The organism is Thermovenabulum gondwanense (genome assembly GCF_001601575.1).
Classification (GTDB): domain Bacteria; phylum Bacillota; class Thermosediminibacteria; order Thermosediminibacterales; family Thermosediminibacteraceae; genus Thermovenabulum; species Thermovenabulum gondwanense.
In genome coordinates, this window is sequence record NZ_LOHZ01000030.1 from 40,161 (window position 1) to 59,194 (window position 19,034).

The window sequence follows — 19,034 nt, forward strand, 5'->3', positions numbered from 1 at the left end:
TATTATTTTCTTACTTATCCCCCCTCTCAAAGGATTGAGAAGATTATATATTTTCCTAAGCTTAACTTCTACTGGTATTATAGCATTGGGGTTTATTTTGCGTCAATAATATATGCCCATCTGTAAACGAAATGTAACATAGTGTAACAATGCTGAAAAATTCATTTGATAATTATCGGTATAAATTATATTCTTCATTTTATAGGAAATTCCTTCCGCTGGATATAAATTTTTTATTCGCCGTCTAAAAACTCCTTTGCCCTTTCGGCAAGGGATTTTAGGGATTCCTTCACTTTTTGATGAAATTCTTCGGCTTTCATCTCCGTCATTATTTCTATGACATCATCTATGGTGTCGGCGCTGTAGATGTGGAATTTGCCTTCCTTTACCGCACCTAAAACTTCATCTTTCAACATGAGGTTATCGGTGTTTTTGGAAGGAAGGATTACCCCCTGAGTGCCCGTAAGGCCTTTAATCTTGCAGGTGTGGTAAAAACCTTCTATTTTGTGGGTTACCCCGCCCACGGGCTGGACATTCCCGTGCTGGTCCAAAGAGCCGGTCACCGCTATGTCCTGCCTTACGGGTATTCCGGAAATGCTGGACAAAAGGGCCAAAAGTTCCGCACAGGTGGCGCTGTCACCTTCCACGCCGCCGTAGTTTTGCTCGAAGGTTATGCTGGCGGATAGGGCAAGGGGTATGTCTTTTGCATATTTTTCTCCCAGGTAACCGGAAAGTATCAGCACCGCTTTTTCGTGGATCTTGCCCGAAAGCTTTACTTCCCTTTCTATGTTTACAACACCTGCATCGCCGAGGTAAGCCGTTGCGGTTATCCTTGAAGGCTGGCCGAAGGTGTAGTCGCCCACGTCCAGCACAGAAAGCCCGTTTACCTGACCCACCTTTTTCCCCGCCGTTTCGACAATAATTTCCCCTTTTTCTATCATTTTTAAGAGTTTTTCTTCCACCCGGTTGGAGCGGTAGGCTTTTTCTTCAATGGCTTTTTGTACATGGTGTTTTTTTACCACTTCGTCTCCCTGTATCTTGGCCCATGCGCTGGCTTCGTATAAAAGCTCTACTATGTCGTTAAACCTGGTGGAAAGCTTTGTCCTGTCTTCCGCAAGCCTTGAGCTGTAGTCTATGACCTTTGCCACGGCTTCTTTGTCAAAGTGTAAAAGACCGTCGTTTTTACAGATGTGGCATACGAAAGCGGCGTAGTTTTTCAGGTTTTCTTTTGTTTTTTCCATCTCCACGTCGAAGTCCACGCGGATTTTGAAAAGCTTTTTGAAGTCCTCGTCGTATTCGTTTAAAAGATAATAGTAAAGGGGCGAACCTATCAGTACCACCTTTACGTCAACGGGTATGGGCTGGGGTTTAAGGGTAACGGTGGGTATTACCCTGTACTGCTCCCCTATGTTTTCTATACGGGCTTCACCGTTTTTTAACGTCCTCTTTAAGGTGTCCCAGGCAAAGGGGTCTTTAAAAAGGTCTTCCGCCTGGAGGATCAGGTATCCTCCTCTTGCCCGGTGAATTGCCCCGCTTTTTATCATAGTAAAGTCGGTCACAACGGTGCCGAAGGAGGCTTTGCCCTCGATTTTCCCAAAAAGGTTGTAGTAGGTGGGGTTGGTCTCTATTATCACCGGCGCGCCTTCGGTGCTTTTGTTGTCCACAAAGAGGTTCACTTTGTATCTTATAAAAAAGTCCTCTCTTTGCGCACCCTGGGATAAAATTGCAGAAAAGTCGATGCCTTCCTCTCCTTTTTCCCGGGAAGACTGCCTTAAAGCGCTTAAATTTTTTATCATGTCGTCCTTAACTTCTTTTAAGTAGTTTACTACGCTCGGGAATTCGGCGTACTTGGCGGTAATCTCTTCAAATAAAGGATTTACGGCAGAAAGTGCGGTTTTTCTTTCAAGTTTTAATAATTCCTCCCTTGCCTCCCTGTCCACCAGCCTCACCCTACGGAGGGCTTCATCTATTTTTGGCTGAAGGCTCCTTCCTTTTTCCTCTAAGGCCTTTCTTTCTTCATCGGAAAGGGCATCGAATTCTTCCTGGCTCATGGGCTTTCCTTCTTTTAAAGGCACGGTGATGAAGCCCTGCGGGCTCCTCTGAATTATAAACCCTTCGGCTTTTGCCTGTTCTTCGAGCTTTTCAAAAACTTCCGCAGACTTTTTCTGGTATTTATCTATCACTTCCTGCTTCTGCACTTCAAAGGAATCATCATCAAAGGCCCTGTTTATCTCCCTTTTGACCTCGTTTACCAGTTTTTCCATGTCCTTAGTGAATTCATAGCCCATGCCGGCTCTTAGAAATAGGGCAATAGGCTTTTCGGGCTTTGAAAAGTTGTATACGTAAATTATGTCGTCGGGGACGCTTTTTTCCTTTGCAGCCTTTGAAACGGCAATCCTCGCATAGGTGGTCTTGCCCGTACCCGTGGGGCCGCTTACGAAGATGTTGTAGCCCTTTTTTTCTATTTTAAGGCCGAATTCCATCGCCCTTACGGCCCTTTGCTGGCCTATTATATCCGATATGGGCTCCAGTTCTCCGGTGGTTTCAAATTCAAAAAGGGACGGGTCGCAGGTATCGCAGAGCTCTTTTATGGTAAGTTTTTTCAGCATAAAACCCCCCCATATTTTGTAATTTATTTCTATTCTATTATAACCCCCCTTGCTAAGCAAGACGTTTGAGGAAAAAGGCGCAAAAAAACCGGAGTCTTGACTCCGGTTTTATGCTTCAATCAGCTTTTTCCTGTATTCGAGGGAGGCTTTTACAAATTCCCTGAAAAGGGGATGGGGCCTCTCCGGCCTCGATTTGAATTCGGGGTGAAACTGGGTCCCTATAAACCACGGATGGTCCTTCAGTTCGATTATCTCCACGAGCCTTCCGTCGGGGGAAATGCCCGAGATGACAAGTCCGTTCTTTTCCAGGATTTCCTTGTAGTCGTTGTTGAATTCGTAGCGATGCCTGTGGCGTTCCTCTATCCTTCCTTCTTTATAAGCCTCAAAGGTTTTCGTGCCCTCTTTTACCACGCAGGGGTAGTGCCCGAGGCGCATGGTGCCGCCCTTTTTCTCTATGCCCCTCTGCTCGGGCATAAGGTCTATAACGGGATGGGGAGTGTTCGGGAAAAATTCGGTGCTGTGGGCATTCTTGAGCCCGCAGACGTTTCTTGCAAACTCTATCACCGAACACTGCATCCCGAGGCATATCCCAAAAAGGGGTATTTTGTTTTCCCTGGCGTATTGAATTGCCTTTATTTTGCCTTCGATGCCCCTGTCGCCGAATCCTCCGGGGATGAGGATGCCGTTTATGCCATCAAAAACTTCCTTCAGGTCTATATTTTCTTCCTCTAAGTCTTCCGAATGCACCCATTTTATAAATACCCGGGCGTCGTTGGCAATCCCTCCGTGGTTTAATGCCTCAACTATGCTGAGATACGCATCGTGAAGCTCCACGTATTTCCCCACAAGGGCTATGTTTACCCTGTTTTTCGGATTTTTTATTTTGTTCACTATTTCTTCCCACTCGGAAAGGTCCGCTTTCATGCCGTCAAATCCGAGCTTTCTTGCCACCACCTCGTCGAGGCCTTCCTTTTGAAGTATGAGCGGGACTTCGTAGATGGTTTCGGCATCGTAATTTTGTATGACCGCTTCCGGCTCCACGCTGCAAAAAAGGGCGATTTTTTCTTTAAGCTCCTCGGAAAGGGGTTTTTCAGCCCTGCAGACTATTATATCGGGCTGTATGCCTATGCTCCGGAGTTCCTTTACGCTGTGCTGGGTGGGCTTTGTCTTTAATTCTCCTGCTTTGGAAAGGTAGGGCACCAATGTGACGTGGATATAAAGGACGTTATCCCTTCCTATATCGGCCCGAAGCTGCCTTATGGCCTCCAGAAAGGGGAGGCTCTCAATGTCGCCTACCGTTCCACCTATCTCGGTAATCACCACGTCGGGTTTTTCCGTCCGCGCTATCCTTAAAATCCTTTCCTTTATCTCGTTAGTAATATGGGGGATAACCTGAACCGTGCCCCCGAGGTAATCCCCTCTTCTTTCCTTCATGAGAACCGACCAGTAAATCTGCCCCGTGGTTACGTTGCTGTCCCGCGTAAGGTTGACGTCGATGAATCTTTCGTAATGCCCGAGGTCCAAATCCGTCTCCGCGCCGTCCTCGGTGACGAAAACTTCTCCGTGCTGGTAGGGGCTCATGGTCCCCGGGTCAACGTTTATATACGGGTCGAATTTTTGCATGAAAACATTAAGTCCCCTTGCCTTCAAAAGCCTGCCCAGCGAAGCTGCGGTGATGCCTTTTCCGAGCGAAGAGACAACTCCTCCGGTTATGAAAATAAACTTGGTGTGCATGATAAGTCCCCCTTGAAAGTTTTCCGTACATAAAAAAATCCATACACTCTATTTTAGAAAAATAAAAAGGGGGTTGTCAATAATTATCGGTTTTTATCTATACTCTTTCCTTTACTGTATTTTATTTTGTTCTGGAAGATAATCTTAAACCTTTTTGCCGCATTATTAAGTTTCGCTCCTTAATTCCCGCATCCAAATAAGACGTAGGGTCATTTATAGGTATTTTCTTTATGTTCTTATATTCTTCTTCGTATATGTGCGTTAGTTTATCTACAAAAATAACGGAATGTATAAAGAGGTTATTTTTAGCTATAATTTTTGTATGATTTTCATTAATTTACGATCAAATGTAAGAACATTATAGTTTTTACATTTCTTGTAAGAATACAATATTGCATCTATAAAATCTATTTTAACTTCATAATATATTTTAAAAGCCTCCATTAATAATTCTTTATCAATCACTTCTATTTGTTTATAACTTAAAAACTCGCACAAGATATTTTTTATTTCTTTCCTATTAATTTTATATACTTTTTCCAGAACATATACTACCTCCGCAAATACTTCGTTTGGGATAAATATTTCATTATTTTCCAAAATTTCGGCAGCTTTTTCAGCAAGCTCCGGAATATCTTCTAACAAATATCTTAAGATTATATTAGCATCAACTATGTTCATGTTTTTCTTCCACCGCCTTTTGCCACGCTTCTTTTTCTAAATTTATCAATTCCGGATTTTTATATTTTTTTAAAGCGCCCTTCAATTTTCTTATATTTTTATTTTCCGGTGCATCGGCCAACGGCAAAATAATTACTTCCACAACCTTGTTTTTCAGCTCATTCGGGATATCAATAATCCCTGAAAGTTTATTGCTATTTATAACAGTCTTTATAAAATTCATTTTCTCACTCCTTTTTCACTAATTTATATTTCTTAGTTATTCTAATTCATCACCAAGCATTTCCTAATATATATTTATTGGGATAATAAGTTTTAAGATTTCTTTCGTAATAGAATTTTAAATTTTTACTTTATATTGCATTTAATCATGAATTTTAAAATATCCTCATCCGTGAAAAAATCGAATATATGAAATTCTTTAATGTTATTATAATTAATTTTTGGAAAAACTTCTATTTTGCTCAGTAAAATTTTTATTATCGTTTTTTAATTTTATGCCCGAACAGGTATGCACTTATTTAAATCATATGTTTTGGAGCATATGTCATAAAAAAATCCCTGGGTATAACAGGGATTGAAGTATGCTTTACATCAGTTTCAAGGGAAGTTTATTAAATTTAATAACAAAAAAAGCAGCACATTTGCTGCTTTTTACTCGTATTTTAAAACCACCACGCGATTTACATCGCCCTTGAGGTCGTCCGCCGTGACCTCCAGGGTGTTGGAATCCAAAAATTCTCCTCCTCCCACCTTATCCAGGAATTTGTCTACGGGGTCAATGGGCATGCTTACCGCCGGAGTTTTAAAATGCATGGGCACGGTAATTTTCGGGGAAAGCTGTTCTTTAACCGCAATAGCCCCTTCCGCATCCAAGGTAAAGGTTCCACCCACCGGGATTAAAAGCACATCCACCCTTCCTATTTCCTCAACCTGGGTCTTTGAAAGAAGGTGCCCCAAGTCTCCCACATGGCATATCCTTACACCGTCTATTTCATATACGAAGATTATGTTCTGACCTCTTTTTGCACCCTTTGCTTCGTCGTGAAAGGCGGAAATCCCTTTAATGCTGACGCCGCAGGTGATGTACTCTCCCGGAGCTTTTATAATCGTGGGGTCTCCGTGAACCGCTTCCACATAGTTGTGGTCGTAGTGGTCATGGCTTACGGTGACCACATCGGCTTCAACCTTGGGTACTTTATATCCCACGCTTCCATCAAATGGGTCGGTGACAATCTTGGTGCCCGCCACGGACTCCAGCATAAAGCACGCATGACCGAACCATCTTATTTTCACAGTTAAAAACCTCCCTTTCTTTCCTCTTTACCGGTTAAACCGCACAGGGGAATTTTCACAAAAATAATTTTCAAAAATAATATATTTTAATATATTCTTGGTAAAAATTAAAATTCCTCCTTGATTTTATCATTTTAGCTGGAGTTTTCTATTTCCTTTTCTTCCTTCCGGTAATTTTCGCCTTTAATTTCACTTATTTTCCTGAGTTTATACTGAAGGGTCTGCCGGGGAATCCCCAGGAGCCTTGCTGCCCTGGAAATGTTACCCCTCGTGTTTTCAATAGCCTTTTTTATTAAATCCCTTTCTACCTTCTCCAGGGTTTCCTGCAGGTTCATAGTCTCCTGATATATTATATTCCCCTTGACGGGTGAAAAATAACTTTTTATTTGCAGGGGAAGATGGACCGGAAGTATCGTGTCTCCTTCCATGATTACCAGGGCACCTTCGATGGCGTGCTCGAGCTCTCTCACGTTGCCGGGCCACGGGTATTCATAAAAAATGTCCATAACCGCCTGGGATACCTTTATCGAACCTTCGCTCTCGGGACCGTATTTTTTTATAAAATAATCCACCAGGATCGGGATGTCTTCCTTTCTTTCCCTCAAAGGAGGAATCCTAAGTGAAACCACGTTTATCCGGTAAAACAGGTCTTCCCTTAGCCTCTTTTTTCTCACCGCTTCTACGGGATCCTCACTGCAGGCGGTAATTACCCGGGTGTCAACGAGTCTCACCCTTGTATCCCCTATTCTCCTGACGGTGCCCTCCTGAAGAACCCTCAAAAGCTTTGCCTGAAGCTCCAAAGGCATGGAGTTTATCTCATCGAGAAACAGCGTCCCGCCGTCGGCAAGCTCAAAAAGCCCGGGCCTGTCTTCCGCCCCCGTGAAACCTCCCTTTATGGTGCCGAAAAGTATCCCTTCCAGGAGGGTGGCCGGAAGAGCGGCACAGTTTTGGGGAATAAAAGGCTTATTCTTCCTCGGGCTTTCATTGTGGATGGCCTGAACGAAGAGCTCCTTGCCCGTTCCCGTTTCTCCCCATACGAGGACGGGAATAAAGCTTTTGGCGGCTCTCTTTGCCAGGGCTTTTAGCTCTTTTATCCCCCTGCTTTCTCCGATAATATCGTCAAAGGTGAAAACCGCACCCGTCTTTTTTTCCTCGGGCCTTTTCTTGCCGTAGATTATTGCCTGCAGATCGCTTATCCTCTCGGAAAGGTCCTTTACCGAGGTGATATCCCTGGAAATTTCCATCGCACCGATTATTTTACCGCCCACCTTAATAGGCAGGGTGGTATTTATGCTCGTTATCCTCTTCCCCTTGTAGTTGGTAAAGGTCTGCTCCTTTTCGTAAATGGGTTCGCCGGTTTTCAAAACCTTTAAGAGGGTGCTTTGCTCTTCATCCAGAGATGGAAATATTTCTAAAATATGCCTGCCGACAACCTCTTCCTTAGTAAGCCCTTCTATTTTTGCCACCGCATCGTTGTAGTAAACCGTTACTCCCGAATCGTCCACAATATGTATTCCCTCTTCGATATGGGAGAGCAGGAGCTCCAACTGAGCCTTTATAATTTCGATTTCTTTCAATTTACCAACCCCTTAGCTCAGGGTATTTTACATGCGCTCGGGTGCCGATATGCCCAGTATCCTGAAGGCGTTTTTCAAAACCCTCCTGGTTGCGAAAATTAGAATTAACCTGGCCCGGGTCAAATCCTCATTTTCAGTAAGCACCCGGCAGCTGTTGTAGAAGGAGTGAAAAAGCGACGCCAAGTCCATAGCGTAATTGGCTATTCGATAGGGAGAAAGGTTTTCCGCTGCAATTCGTATTTCTTCCGGGAATTCCGCAAGTTTTTTGACAAGCTCCACTTCCGCGTCTTCCTTTAAAAGTCCCGCCAGCTTCCTTATCTCTTCAACGGAGAGGTTTTCAAATTCAATATCCGCACCCTGTTCTTTGGCAACCCTCAGTATGCTTGAAATCCTCGCATGAGCGTACTGCACGTAAAAAACGGGGTTTTCTTCCGATTGCTTTACGGCCAAGTCCAGGTCAAAGTCCAGATGGGTGTCCGCACTCCTCAAATTAAAGAAAAATCTGGCCGCATCCTTCCCTACCTCTTCTATGAGGTCCGAAAGGGTAACAGCTTTACCCGTCCTCTTGGACATGCGGGCTATCTCGCCGTTCCTGAAAAGCCTTACAAGCTGCATTATTATAATGGTCAGCCTTTCCGGGTCATAGCCGAGAGCCGCAAGCCCCGCCTTTACCCTGTGCACGTGGCCGTGGTGATCCGCTCCCCAGATATCGATCACCCACTCAAATCCCCTGTCAAACTTGTCCTTATGATAGGCGATATCGGCGGCAAAGTAAGTGGGAATGCCGTTCTGGCGTATCAGCACCTCGTCCTTGGGCACGCCGAATTTGGTGGCGGCAAACCACAGCGCCCCGTCCTTCTCGTAGGTATACCCCCGTTCCCGAAGCTTTTCTATTGTCTTTATTACCTTTTTGCTGTCGTGCAGGGACCTCTCGGAAAACCAGATGTCGAAGTGTACACCGAAATTTTCTAAGTCCTGCCTCATGCGGCGGATATTTTTTTCCAGAGCGTATTCGACAAAAACCTTTCTCCTCTCCTCGGGGTCTACGTGCAGGTATTTATCGCCTTCTATTTGTGCAAACTCCTTCATATGTTCAATTACGTCCTCACCGTGGTAGCCTCCCTCGGGGATTTCGGCCGGTATGCCATAAAGCTGTAAATACCTGGCCTCAAGGGATAAAGCAAAGTTTTCAATTTGATTCCCCGCATCATTTATGTAAAACTCCCTTGTCACATCGTATCCGGCGGTTTTCAAAAGCTCCGCTAAAGCATCGCCCAGGGCGGCACCCCTGGCATTGCCCATATGCATCGGGCCTGTGGGATTCGCGCTTACAAATTCCACCTGAACCTTTTTCCCGTTCCCTATATTTTGCCTGCCGTAGTTTTCTCCTTCTTTTAATATGTAGCAAAGGGCTTCATGAGCCCAGTCCCTTTTTAAATAAAAATTCAAAAAACCCGGCCCCGCCACTTCTATCCTTTCCACGGGGATGCTTTTAAAAATGGACAGGTGCTTTTCCGCATATTCCTTGATGATCCCTGCCAGTTTCACGGGGTTTTGCTTGGCTTTTTTTGCCATCACCATAGCCGCATTGGCGGCAAAATCCCCGTGAGCCTTTTCCCGGGGAACCTCCACCGCAAAGGGAGCAATTTCATCAAAGTCTAAGGCCTTTTCTTTTTTTGCCTCTTTCAGAGCCGAAATTATAAGGTTTTTTATATCCTCCCTTATTTTCTGCTTGATGTCCACCCTTATTTTCCTCCATTCAAAAAACCTAAAATACATTAATATTATATATTTTTGCCCAATTTTATGCAACAAAACTATTTTTTTATCACACTTTTTTTAATTATATTGTAATTATCGTAATTGTAATAATTCATGGAAGCAAGTCTTGCCCGGAAAACAAGAGCTTCTGCCCGAATTTTTGCAGTTTCCAGTTCTTCCCGGGTGGGCTTTCTCCCGAAATGCTTTTTGAACTCTTTCGCAAAGATTTCCAGGAATTTTTCCATCTTTTGATTTCCCTTTATCCCCCATTCCTTGTAGTGCTCCTCTATATAATCCACCACATCGGCGGTTATTTCCATTATCATCCTGAACCTTCTATTTTTGTTGTAGACGTTAATGCCGTACCCCAGTAAAGCTGCAATTATCGGTTCCATTACGGCTTCGCTGGTAAGCACCTCACCTATTACCTTTAGCCAAGAGGTGTTCACGCCTAACCCTCCTCGCAAAAATTTTCCCGCTGCTCTCCCCTTTTTACCTTTCATATTTATATACTATGTTTTCACCGGTATTTTGGTTAAAAAAAAGGCTTTGAAATCAAAGCCCAAAGACTCACGCCGGCACGTTTACAACCTCACCTTTTCTATATGCTCGATTTTCCTTTTTAAAAACATCTCCCCGATTTCCCTGAACTTTTCCGTGTTGTCGGTGACGTAATATTTATGAATAATTCCCTCTGCCGGAATCCTCCGGCTAATAAGACCGGAATCTTCCAGGGTGTTTTTCACCACCACCGCCGTTTCCTTGGCGCAGTCTACCAATTTTATACCTTCTCCCAGCACCCGGGAAATGGCGGGTTTTAAAAGGGGATAATGGGTGCATCCCAGCACCAAGGTATCTATGCCCTCCCTTTTTAAGGGCATCAGGTATTCGGCGATGGTAAGATAGGTAGCCTCCCTGTCCAGCCATCCTTCTTCTACCAGAGGCACAAAAAGAGGGCAGGCCTTTGAAAGTATTTTAATATTTCCGTCCATATTTTTTATGGCACTTTCGTAGGCACCGCTCTTTACCGTCCTTTCCGTGCCTATGACCCCCACCTTTTTTTCTCTGGTCGCCCTCACCGCCGCTTTTGCTCCCGGGTCAATCACTCCTATTACCGGCACATTTGAATTTTCCTGCAGCTCTTTAAGGCATGTGGCGCTTACCGTATTGCAGGCAATCACCACCAGCTTCACATCTTTTGATAATAGAAAATTCAGCCCTTCAAAGGCATAGCGGGTAATGGTTTCCGGGGATTTAGACCCGTAAGGCACCCGGGCTGTATCCCCGAGATACACTATTGATTCCCCGGGGAGAAGTTCCATTATCTCTTTTGCCACCGTAAGGCCGCCTATCCCGGAATCAAATACTCCGATGGGTTTGCCGCTCAAAAATACCCCTCCTCAACTTAAAACAAATAGTCCTTCTTTTGTTGCCACGAAAAGGCACCTGCCCGTAAAGGCTACGGCCCTAATTTCATGGCCTTCCAGATATTTTTCTTTTAAGGTTACCCCGTTCTCCGATATTTTATATACAAAAAGCCCGCCCTTACTTCCTATTAAAAGTTTTTCCTCATTTCCAAAAAGTAAGCCCGCAGGTTCCATCGGCAAAGCCGCTACCCCGGAAAAATCCCCATCCATCGTATTTATTATGTAAAGATTCCCCTTTTTACTTAATATATACACCTTGCCCCCGGCAAGGCAGTAAGAGGAAATATCCTTTTCGGGCAGCGCTTTAAGCCACAAAGTTTCGCCCGAAAACCTGTCAAAAGCAAATAATCTTCCATCTCCCAGGGCAAAGAGGTGGGTCTCCTGTAAAAATAAAGGTTCATTGATATAGTCGGAAATTTTGGTCTCCCACAAAACCCCGCCCGTCATGTCAAGGCAATATACATTCCTGTCATAAGAGGCAAAAAATAGATTATCATCGTAATAAACAGGCGGTGTGGTAAAAATTCCTCCCGGATTAAATTCCCAGACAGTGCCCCTTTTCGGGATAACAGCGGAAATTTTCCCCTTTTCATCGGCGAAAATGATTTTTCCTTTATAATATACGGGGCTGCCGCAAACCGGATGTTCGAGCTTGATTTTTTCTAACACTTTCCCCCTGAAAGGGTCAATTAAGGTTATTCCCTCCTCGGGAACAATAAGACAGTCGGAAGTGGCGGTTACCGGGTACCGGGGATTTATTTCGTTATTATACCACAAAACCCTGCCGTCTTTAGCATCTACACAAATAAGAATATTTTCACAAGTTACGAATATACGATTTTTATATGCGGTGATTGCTTTTACGTCTTTTAAATTTTTGTAAAAAAGTGAGTTCAATTTATCGGGAATGATAAAGGGGATATGCCCGGCATTGGAAAAATCCCCCCGAGAGGTTTTCCAGCTTCCTATGCCGTAATCCCGATAAATTTTCAGGATTTCCAGTGCCCTTTCGTCCCTTTCTTCCCCCAGGTATTTTTTAAACCTTTTAAAGGCTTTATCGGTAATTTTACCGTAAATTCCGTCCACACTTTCATCGTAAAACCCCAATTCCTTCAGCGCCTGCTGAAGGTGCCTTACGTCGGTGCCCGCAAGATACGGCTTCGTGATTTTTAAAGGCCTTTCCCCAAAGGCAAACGCGGGAAGCTTCATAAGCCTTCCCCCTGTATAGAATTTTTGAGTACATTTATATTATTCATTTTCCTTTAAAAAGGTTAAAGCCTGAAAAGGAAAAAATAAAAACCAGGGTGTGATACCCTGGTTTTGTGCGCTCAAGGAAGCTTTAGCCCTCGGGGTGGAGCTTTCTATAGTCTTCAAGCATTGCGCGTTCCGCTTTTTCAATAGCAAGCCTTACGAGATTGCCGCAGTCCCTGGAAGGAACGGAACCCCAACCCTCTTTCGCGACTATGTCGTATACCCCAAGCTCCTTTGCCAGTTCGTACTTGAGGGCTTCGGACATGACGCCGCGCCTTCTTCGGGACATAAAGCCCCCTCCTTTTTAAATTTTTCGCGCACGTTTATATTATCCCTCATTTTATTTAATATTATTATCATCCTACCCTTTCCGCCTGCTGAAAGCGGAAATACTGCATTTCCAGCGCCTCTTTGTCGGCAATTACCTTTATTTCGAGGCCTTCCGGGTCTTCGGTGCCCTGCAGGTGACAGCCCTCCGCCTGAAGGGCCTTGGCGTAATCTATGATTTCCTTCGTTATCCTTTCCCCCGGGCAGATTATCGGAATCCCCGGCGGGTATGCCATGAGCATTTCCGTTGAAACTTCACCTTCCGCTTCCTCCAGCCTTACGGCCTTTTTCCGGGCGTAGAAGGCAAAACGGGGAGAAACCACCTGTTCGCCGCTTTCGGGCAACGATGCTGTAATCTTTATTACGTTTTTTCTTGCGTATTTTTCGGCTATTTCCTTCATCGCGCTTACAAAGGCCTCCATGCTCTCCTCGGAATCGCCGATGGCACTCACCGCAAGCACGTTGTAAAGGTCGGACAGCTCCACCTGTATGTGGTACTGGTATTTTAATATCTTCTCCACTTCGAATCCCGAAAGCCCGAGCTCCCTTACATTCACCGCAAGCTTGGTCGGGTCGTACCTGAAGCACCCTTCGGTGCCTTCCCTGTCCCTGCCCATTACGTAAAGGCCTTCCATCTTATTTAGCCTGTTTCTTGCATCCTCCGAAAGCTTTATAACTTTTGAAAGCATTTCCCTTCCGTGCAGGGCTATCTGCTTTCTCGCCACATCCAGCGATGCCATCAGCGGATAGGAAGGGCTGGTGGTCTGGGTAAGGTTCATGGCAGCCTTTACCCGCCTGTCGTCTATAAATTTGCTTTTCACGAGGAGTATCGAGCTCTGGGTCATGGAACCCGCCAATTTGTGAACGCTGGCCGCACTCATGTCCGCCCCGGCTTCCATCGCCGAAAGGGGAAGCTCGGGGTGAAAACCGAAATGTGCCCCGTGGGCTTCATCAACTATGACGGGCTTCCCGAAAGAATGGGCGATTTCCACGATTTCTTTCAAATTGGAAGCCACCCCGTAATAGGTGGGGTTGATTACAAAAACCGCTTTGGCGTTGGGATGCTCCACCAGAGCTTTTCGCACGCTTTCCGGCGTTATTCCCATGGCTATGCCCATGTACTCATCTATAACTGGCTGTATATAAACCGGCCTTGCACCGCTTAAAATAAGTCCCCCGGCTACCGACCTGTGGGCATTTCTCGGTATGATTATTTCATCTCCCGGATCGGCTACCGAAAGTATCATTGCCTGTATACCGGATGTGGTGCCGTTTACCAGAAAATGAGCGTAATCGGCTCCAAAGGCGTCGGCTGCAAGCTCTTCCGCTTCCTTTATAACTCCCCGGGGGTTGCAGATGTTGTCCAGGTCCAGAAGACCCGCGGTCACATCAATGGCCAGGATGTTATCCCCTACAAAACTTCTAAACTCCGGTATTCCCCTGCCGCCCTTATGCCCCGGCACGTGAAAGGATATGGTCCTGTCCTCCACGTACTTCTTCAGGGCAGAAAACAGAGGGGTCTCCTGCTGTCTTTCAATATTCATCTCATGCTTCACACTCCCTCTGATTTTTTAAACTAATAAATAAACAAACATATTAAAGCACATATTCTCTAAAATTTCAATAAACAAATTCCGAACACAATGTTAATTTTTTGTGAAATATGGGAGCAAAAAAGAAAAAAACGCTTTAATTTTAAAGAAAATAAAGCGCATTCCCCTTTAATCCTTTATAGGGATGGTTAAAAGCCAATAACAATAAATAACGGGATTTTTTGATATGCAAAATATTTATTTGCCTTATATTTTATGTTCATCTTTGTATATATGTGTAAAATCTTACATGAAATTTCTATCTTTTAAAGGCGATCCTGGCACCTTCTCTCAGGCGGTTCAGGGCCATTTTTAGCATCTCTTCGGATTTTAATCTGAAGGTAATCTTTATTTTTTCACCGTTTAACAAAATTTCTTCCTCTTTTGTAAGGTCTTTTTTTGCTATATCCACAAAGCACAGGGGAGGGAAGAGCACGCACCACCAGTTTTGCCCTTCGCCCCTTCCCAGGACTATCCTCAAGGCTTCGTAGTTTCCCGCCGGCATGTACAAAAGCCCGTATTTTTTGGGCGGGAAGGGGAAGACCCCGTAATAGGCCTTTACCCGGTATTCTTTGTTGTATTTTTGAACCTCTTTTTGCGCCACCTCTTCGATTTCTTTGAGGTGGGAAATTATATAATCTTTGCCTTCTTCATGAGTATTAACTTTTTCCAGGACCGGCATCAGATTTTTCAGCACCGCATCCCTGACCCTTAGCTTCAGTTCCTGGTCCTCCTTTGCATCGCTGTTTGCCACCACATGAAGGCGTATTACCCCTTCGTGCACGTATTTTTCATCGCTTTTTACCGCATAGCCGGAAAATACGGCAGCGAAAAAACCGGCAATTAGTATTACAACAAGGCAGAAAAGCACCCTTTTTACCCTTTTCATTTTTTGCCTCTCCCCTACGGTTTTCCTTTAGTAAAATTATTCCCACAAAATAGCGGTGATAATCATATTACGGGACCCAGGTTTATAAATTTTACTTTTGGGTTTATTATGATTTCTGCATCGGGGAAGATATTCTCCCAGTCCTTTTCGTATTTTTTCCAGACTCTGGGTTTGTATTTATATAGGTACTCTCCCACGCCCAGGACATCCACCCTGTAATCTTTCTGTACTTTTTCTATTCCTTTTTCCACCTGCTTTTTTATCTCTGAGGCAAAGGTTTCTTCCAGCTCTTTCAATACCTTCGAATCTATTTTCATGATGGGAGCTTCCTTTAACGAAGCGGCTATTTCTATGTCGTACCTTAGAACCGGCGCTTCACCGGATTTTACAAGAACCGGCTTGGAGTCGACTCTGTTTATCTCGCAGACCACCATTTTCTTATCTCCCAGATCAAAGGCGGTAATGGTTTGATTGGCTTCTCCCCTCAGGATGTTTATGCCCCTTGCCTCCTCCGGGTCCAAAAATCCTGCCAGCCTGTAATTTTTTATCACCGCACCGCCATTTACATCCAGTTCCTTTCCGGTTTTCACAATAGCGGGCATCAAAGCATTCCCCTTTAAAGAGTGAATCTGCTCCATAACCTGGGAAAAGTCTTTAATAATTATATCTCCTTTATTCTGGGCATCCTTGAAAAGGCTCTCTATGTAATAGGCAAGCAGCATTTCCTGCTCGCTTTCCTGTCCCAATATTTCCTCTGCTTTGCCCTTCGCTATAATGAGAAAACTTCTCCTGTTGGTTTGGGTGTTAGTTTCAAAGGATTCCACGAGTTCTTTCAATCCGGACCTTGCCGCATCCTCTCCTATGATGATGTTTCTACTGTGGTCGAAATATATCCGCCTGCTGGTCCGGTGGGCTATGAGGGACACCGCTTCGGTGAAGGAACGGGCTTCGGTTTTTATCGTATATATGCTCTTTCCTCCTCCACCACCGCCCCCGCCTCCTTCACCCCCTACCAGCTTTCTCACTATGGGGTAGGTGAAGATAAAAAGGTACTTATCATCGGCTTTATCCACTCCTACGTTGCCTATGAAAATTCTCCTGTCTATGTCTACCATATCCCAGCACCCGGTAAGCAAGACCAAAAGGATTAACAGGATGGAAGAAATTTTTAAAAAGCTCTTCACGATTTGCCACCCGCCTTTTTTAAAAAGCTAAGGAGAAGCAAAAAAGCGGGAATAAAAAATGCGGCAGGATATATAAGGTAATTCACATACCCCGCTAAATCTTTGTTTTCGGCAAAATTATTGGGCAGGTTTGCCGCAAAATAAAAAAGGGGCAAAAATACTGCGCTCAGGTAACTTTCTTCCTTTAAATTAAAAAGAGATTTTACGATAATGGCCGTGCTGAAATAATATCCTACTAAAGTTGTAAATATTTGAACCACCCAAATGGTTATGGCAAAGGCGTCCAGCCTTTCAAACACTTCCCCGGGTGCGGTTATCCCCTTTATCATCATAAAAACGGGCCATACAAAGAATTTGGTTTCGTTTTTGCCCAGGACCATGAAAGTTACGACCGTTATGAAAAGATAAAAAAGGGTGGTAACCGCACTATACAGAGTAACTATAATTTTAGCCTTCTCGGGCTTTCTCAAATAGGGTGCAAGGAATAATAGCACCTCAAACCCCTCCAGAGCAAAAAGGGTTTGCAGGGAAGCGGAAAAAATATTTTTAAAAGGGGTGGTCATTACGGGCAGTATTTCATCTATTTTAGCTCTGGAAAGACAGGTAAAAACGATTAAAGCAAAGGCAAACATTGCAATGGGAAAAAGTACCATTACCGCCCTTACCGTTGGCTCGATGCCCACCCTCACGGCGTAAAATCCAAGGAGCAGAATGCTGAAAATTGTAAACCCTTTAGGTGTGTGTTCCAGCAAAAATTGATTTATTACCTCCGCCGAGGTCTGGTTTACAACAGCGGAGGTCATCAAAAAATAGATAATATAAAATACACCGATAACCCCGGTAATAAACCTTCCCGCAAGTTTTTCCGAAATCTTCACCGCATCCTCTTTTTGCCTTGCAACTAAGGCTGCGACAATAAGGCCGCCTATCAGGGTAATAATCCCGCCCAGGATTATGGATATCCAGCCGTCCTGTCCCGCCATTTCGTCCACCTGTCGCGGCAGGCTTAAAATCCCCGCTCCTATGGCTATGCTGATTAAAAATACTATTGCCTGCCTGGTGGAAATTTTGTCGTTATCCATCAGCATCTTCATCACCGCTTTGAATTTTGGATAAAAGTTCCTTGTTTATGGTGGTTTCATCCAGAGGATGGGTAAAATCGGGCCTTTTTGACATAAAGCGAAGGGGGTATCTCACCATCAAATCTTCCATTTTTTCCGGGTCCAAATTCACAAAAGGGTCCAAATAATTGGCACCAAAGCTCTTTAACGTACAAAGGTAAAGAACAAACCAGATATAACCTATTGCTATGCCGTACAGCCCCGCCAAGGAAGACAGGGCTAAAAATATAAAGGTAAGGAGCCTGAAACCTATGGCCACGCTGTAGCTTGGAATGGCAAAGGAGGATATGGCGTTTACCGCTATCACTATGACCATTATGGGGCTTACGATGCCCGCCCTTACAGCAGCTTCCCCCACCACAAGGCCGCCCACAATACCTATGGTCTGGCCGATAGGCCCCGGGAGCCTTACCCCCGCTTCTCTCAAAAGCTCCAGAGCGGTCATCATGATAAGGGCTTCAATGGTTGAAGAAAAGGGGACGCCCTCCCGGCTGGCACCTATGGATAGGGCAAGGTCGGTGGGCAAAAGCCCCGGATGAAAGGAGACAAAGGCTACGTAAAGGGCAGGGGCGGAGGTGGCGGTAAAAACCGCAAGAAACCTCAAATACCTCACCAGGGTTGCAATATGCCACCTTTCATAAAAGTCCTCGGCGGAATGAAACAGGCTCCAGAAGGTAACGGGGGCTATAAGGGCATAGGGGGTATTATCGCATATCAGAGCAACACAACCTTCTAAGAGGGCAGCACTTACCACATCGGGCCTTTCCGTCCTTCTAAAAAGGGGAAAGGGCGATGCCCAGGAGTCTTCGATGTACTGCTCTAAATACCCTGCATCCATGATGCTTTCCACATCCACTTTGTCGAGCCTTTTTAGAAATTCTTCCACCACCTTCGGGTTTGCAATCCCTTTTATGTACATTACCGCCACATCGGTGCGGGTATGCCTCCCCAAACGTATCGTCTTTATCTTCAGATTGGGGTCTTTGATCCTTCTTCTCACCTGGGCCACATTTATCCTGAAGGTCTCGGTAAAGCCGTCCTTTGGGCCGTGGATCACCGCTTCGGTAGAGGGTTCCTGAATGCTCCTTTTTTCCCAGCCCCGGGAGCTGATTATCAGGGTTTTCCCCACACCGTCCAAAAGCAAAAGGGTATCCCCGCTTAAGACCGCAAGCACCGCCTCTCCGAAATTGTCCGATTCCTTTAAATCCGCAGCCGTTAAAAAGCTCTCCTTGATGAGCAAAAGAAATCGGTCCGCCCCGGCGGCAGGTGGCATTTCCCTTCCAAAGATTAAAAGGGCTTTTATCACGTGATCCTGAATTAGCTGTTTATCCACAAGGCCGTCTATCCACACCACCGCCATCCTGTGTCTTTTCCCGGATGCGTCCATTACATCGAATTCCCTGAGGATGACGTCATCGCAGTCTATAAAATACTCTTCACTTAAAATTTTTAAATTTTCCTTTATATCCTTGTTCAGCTTTCGCGAAGTGTCCGGATAAATATCCTTTTTATGGTATATTTCCGTTTTTTCCGTGTTAAAAAGGGTTTTAAAGAGCTTTTTCAACGGCCTCACCCTTTCGATTGT

At 44.8% G+C, this 19,034-nt stretch carries 16 protein-coding genes; all 16 read right to left on the bottom strand.

Annotation, left to right across the window (positions count from 1 at the left end; all coding sequences use genetic code 11):
• Positions 1 to 233: 233 nt before the first annotated feature.
• The 16 genes from ATZ99_RS06540 to ATZ99_RS06615 all read right to left on the bottom strand — a co-directional run bounded on the left by ATZ99_RS06540 (position 234) and on the right by ATZ99_RS06615 (position 19,013).
• Positions 234 to 2,609: a Lon protease family protein gene (locus tag ATZ99_RS06540; RefSeq protein ID WP_068748435.1), complete on the bottom strand. Its 2,376-nt coding sequence runs from the start codon at positions 2,607 to 2,609 to the stop codon at positions 234 to 236.
• Between the two features lie 108 nt (positions 2,610 to 2,717).
• A complete protein-coding gene (locus ATZ99_RS06545) occupies positions 2,718 to 4,343 on the bottom strand; it encodes a CTP synthase (protein ID WP_068748436.1) in 1,626 nt (541 codons plus the stop codon).
• A gap of 309 nt (positions 4,344 to 4,652) precedes the next feature.
• Positions 4,653 to 5,024, bottom strand: a complete 372-nt coding sequence (locus tag ATZ99_RS06550) for a type II toxin-antitoxin system VapC family toxin (RefSeq protein WP_068748437.1) — start codon at positions 5,022 to 5,024, stop codon at positions 4,653 to 4,655.
• On the bottom strand, positions 5,011 to 5,247 hold the full coding sequence (locus ATZ99_RS06555) for a hypothetical protein (protein WP_068748438.1): 237 nt from the start codon (positions 5,245 to 5,247) through the stop codon (positions 5,011 to 5,013). Before ATZ99_RS06555 ends, ATZ99_RS06550 begins: the two co-directional genes overlap by 14 nt.
• A 431-nt stretch (positions 5,248 to 5,678) precedes the next feature.
• A complete protein-coding gene (locus ATZ99_RS06560) occupies positions 5,679 to 6,320 on the bottom strand; it encodes an MBL fold metallo-hydrolase (RefSeq protein WP_068748439.1) in 642 nt (213 codons plus the stop codon).
• 134 nt (positions 6,321 to 6,454) lie between these two features.
• On the bottom strand, positions 6,455 to 7,897 hold the full coding sequence (locus ATZ99_RS06565) for a sigma-54 interaction domain-containing protein (protein ID WP_083947392.1): 1,443 nt from the start codon (positions 7,895 to 7,897) through the stop codon (positions 6,455 to 6,457).
• Between the two features lie 27 nt (positions 7,898 to 7,924).
• The gene (argS, locus tag ATZ99_RS06570; RefSeq protein WP_068748493.1) at positions 7,925 to 9,676 is read right to left on the bottom strand and encodes an arginine--tRNA ligase; all 1,752 of its coding nucleotides are present in this window, start codon (positions 9,674 to 9,676) and stop codon (positions 7,925 to 7,927) included.
• 38 nt (positions 9,677 to 9,714) lie between these two features.
• Entirely contained in the window at positions 9,715 to 10,107 is a 393-nt protein-coding gene (locus tag ATZ99_RS06575; RefSeq protein ID WP_245641328.1) for a hypothetical protein, read from the bottom strand.
• Positions 10,108 to 10,242: 135 nt separating this feature from the next.
• A complete protein-coding gene (gene murI, locus ATZ99_RS06580) occupies positions 10,243 to 11,046 on the bottom strand; it encodes a glutamate racemase (RefSeq protein WP_068748440.1) in 804 nt (267 codons plus the stop codon).
• Positions 11,047 to 11,058: 12 nt separating this feature from the next.
• Positions 11,059 to 12,294: an outer membrane protein assembly factor BamB family protein gene (locus ATZ99_RS06585; RefSeq protein ID WP_068748441.1), complete on the bottom strand. Its 1,236-nt coding sequence runs from the start codon at positions 12,292 to 12,294 to the stop codon at positions 11,059 to 11,061.
• 130 nt (positions 12,295 to 12,424) lie between these two features.
• A complete protein-coding gene (locus tag ATZ99_RS06590; protein ID WP_068748442.1) occupies positions 12,425 to 12,625 on the bottom strand; it encodes a small, acid-soluble spore protein, alpha/beta type in 201 nt (66 codons plus the stop codon).
• A gap of 67 nt (positions 12,626 to 12,692) precedes the next feature.
• A complete protein-coding gene (locus ATZ99_RS06595; protein ID WP_068748443.1) occupies positions 12,693 to 14,207 on the bottom strand; it encodes an aminotransferase class I/II-fold pyridoxal phosphate-dependent enzyme in 1,515 nt (504 codons plus the stop codon).
• Positions 14,208 to 14,514: 307 nt separating this feature from the next.
• Entirely contained in the window at positions 14,515 to 15,144 is a 630-nt protein-coding gene (gene spoIIR, locus ATZ99_RS06600) for a stage II sporulation protein R (protein WP_068748444.1), read from the bottom strand.
• Positions 15,145 to 15,206: 62 nt separating this feature from the next.
• On the bottom strand, positions 15,207 to 16,328 hold the full coding sequence (locus ATZ99_RS06605) for a Ger(x)C family spore germination protein (RefSeq protein WP_068748445.1): 1,122 nt from the start codon (positions 16,326 to 16,328) through the stop codon (positions 15,207 to 15,209).
• Positions 16,325 to 17,416, bottom strand: a complete 1,092-nt coding sequence (locus ATZ99_RS06610; RefSeq protein WP_068748446.1) for a GerAB/ArcD/ProY family transporter — start codon at positions 17,414 to 17,416, stop codon at positions 16,325 to 16,327. Before ATZ99_RS06610 ends, ATZ99_RS06605 begins: the two co-directional genes overlap by 4 nt.
• Positions 17,403 to 19,013: a spore germination protein gene (locus ATZ99_RS06615; RefSeq protein WP_068748447.1), complete on the bottom strand. Its 1,611-nt coding sequence runs from the start codon at positions 19,011 to 19,013 to the stop codon at positions 17,403 to 17,405. Before ATZ99_RS06615 ends, ATZ99_RS06610 begins: the two co-directional genes overlap by 14 nt.
• Between the last annotated feature and the right edge of the window lie 21 nt (positions 19,014 to 19,034).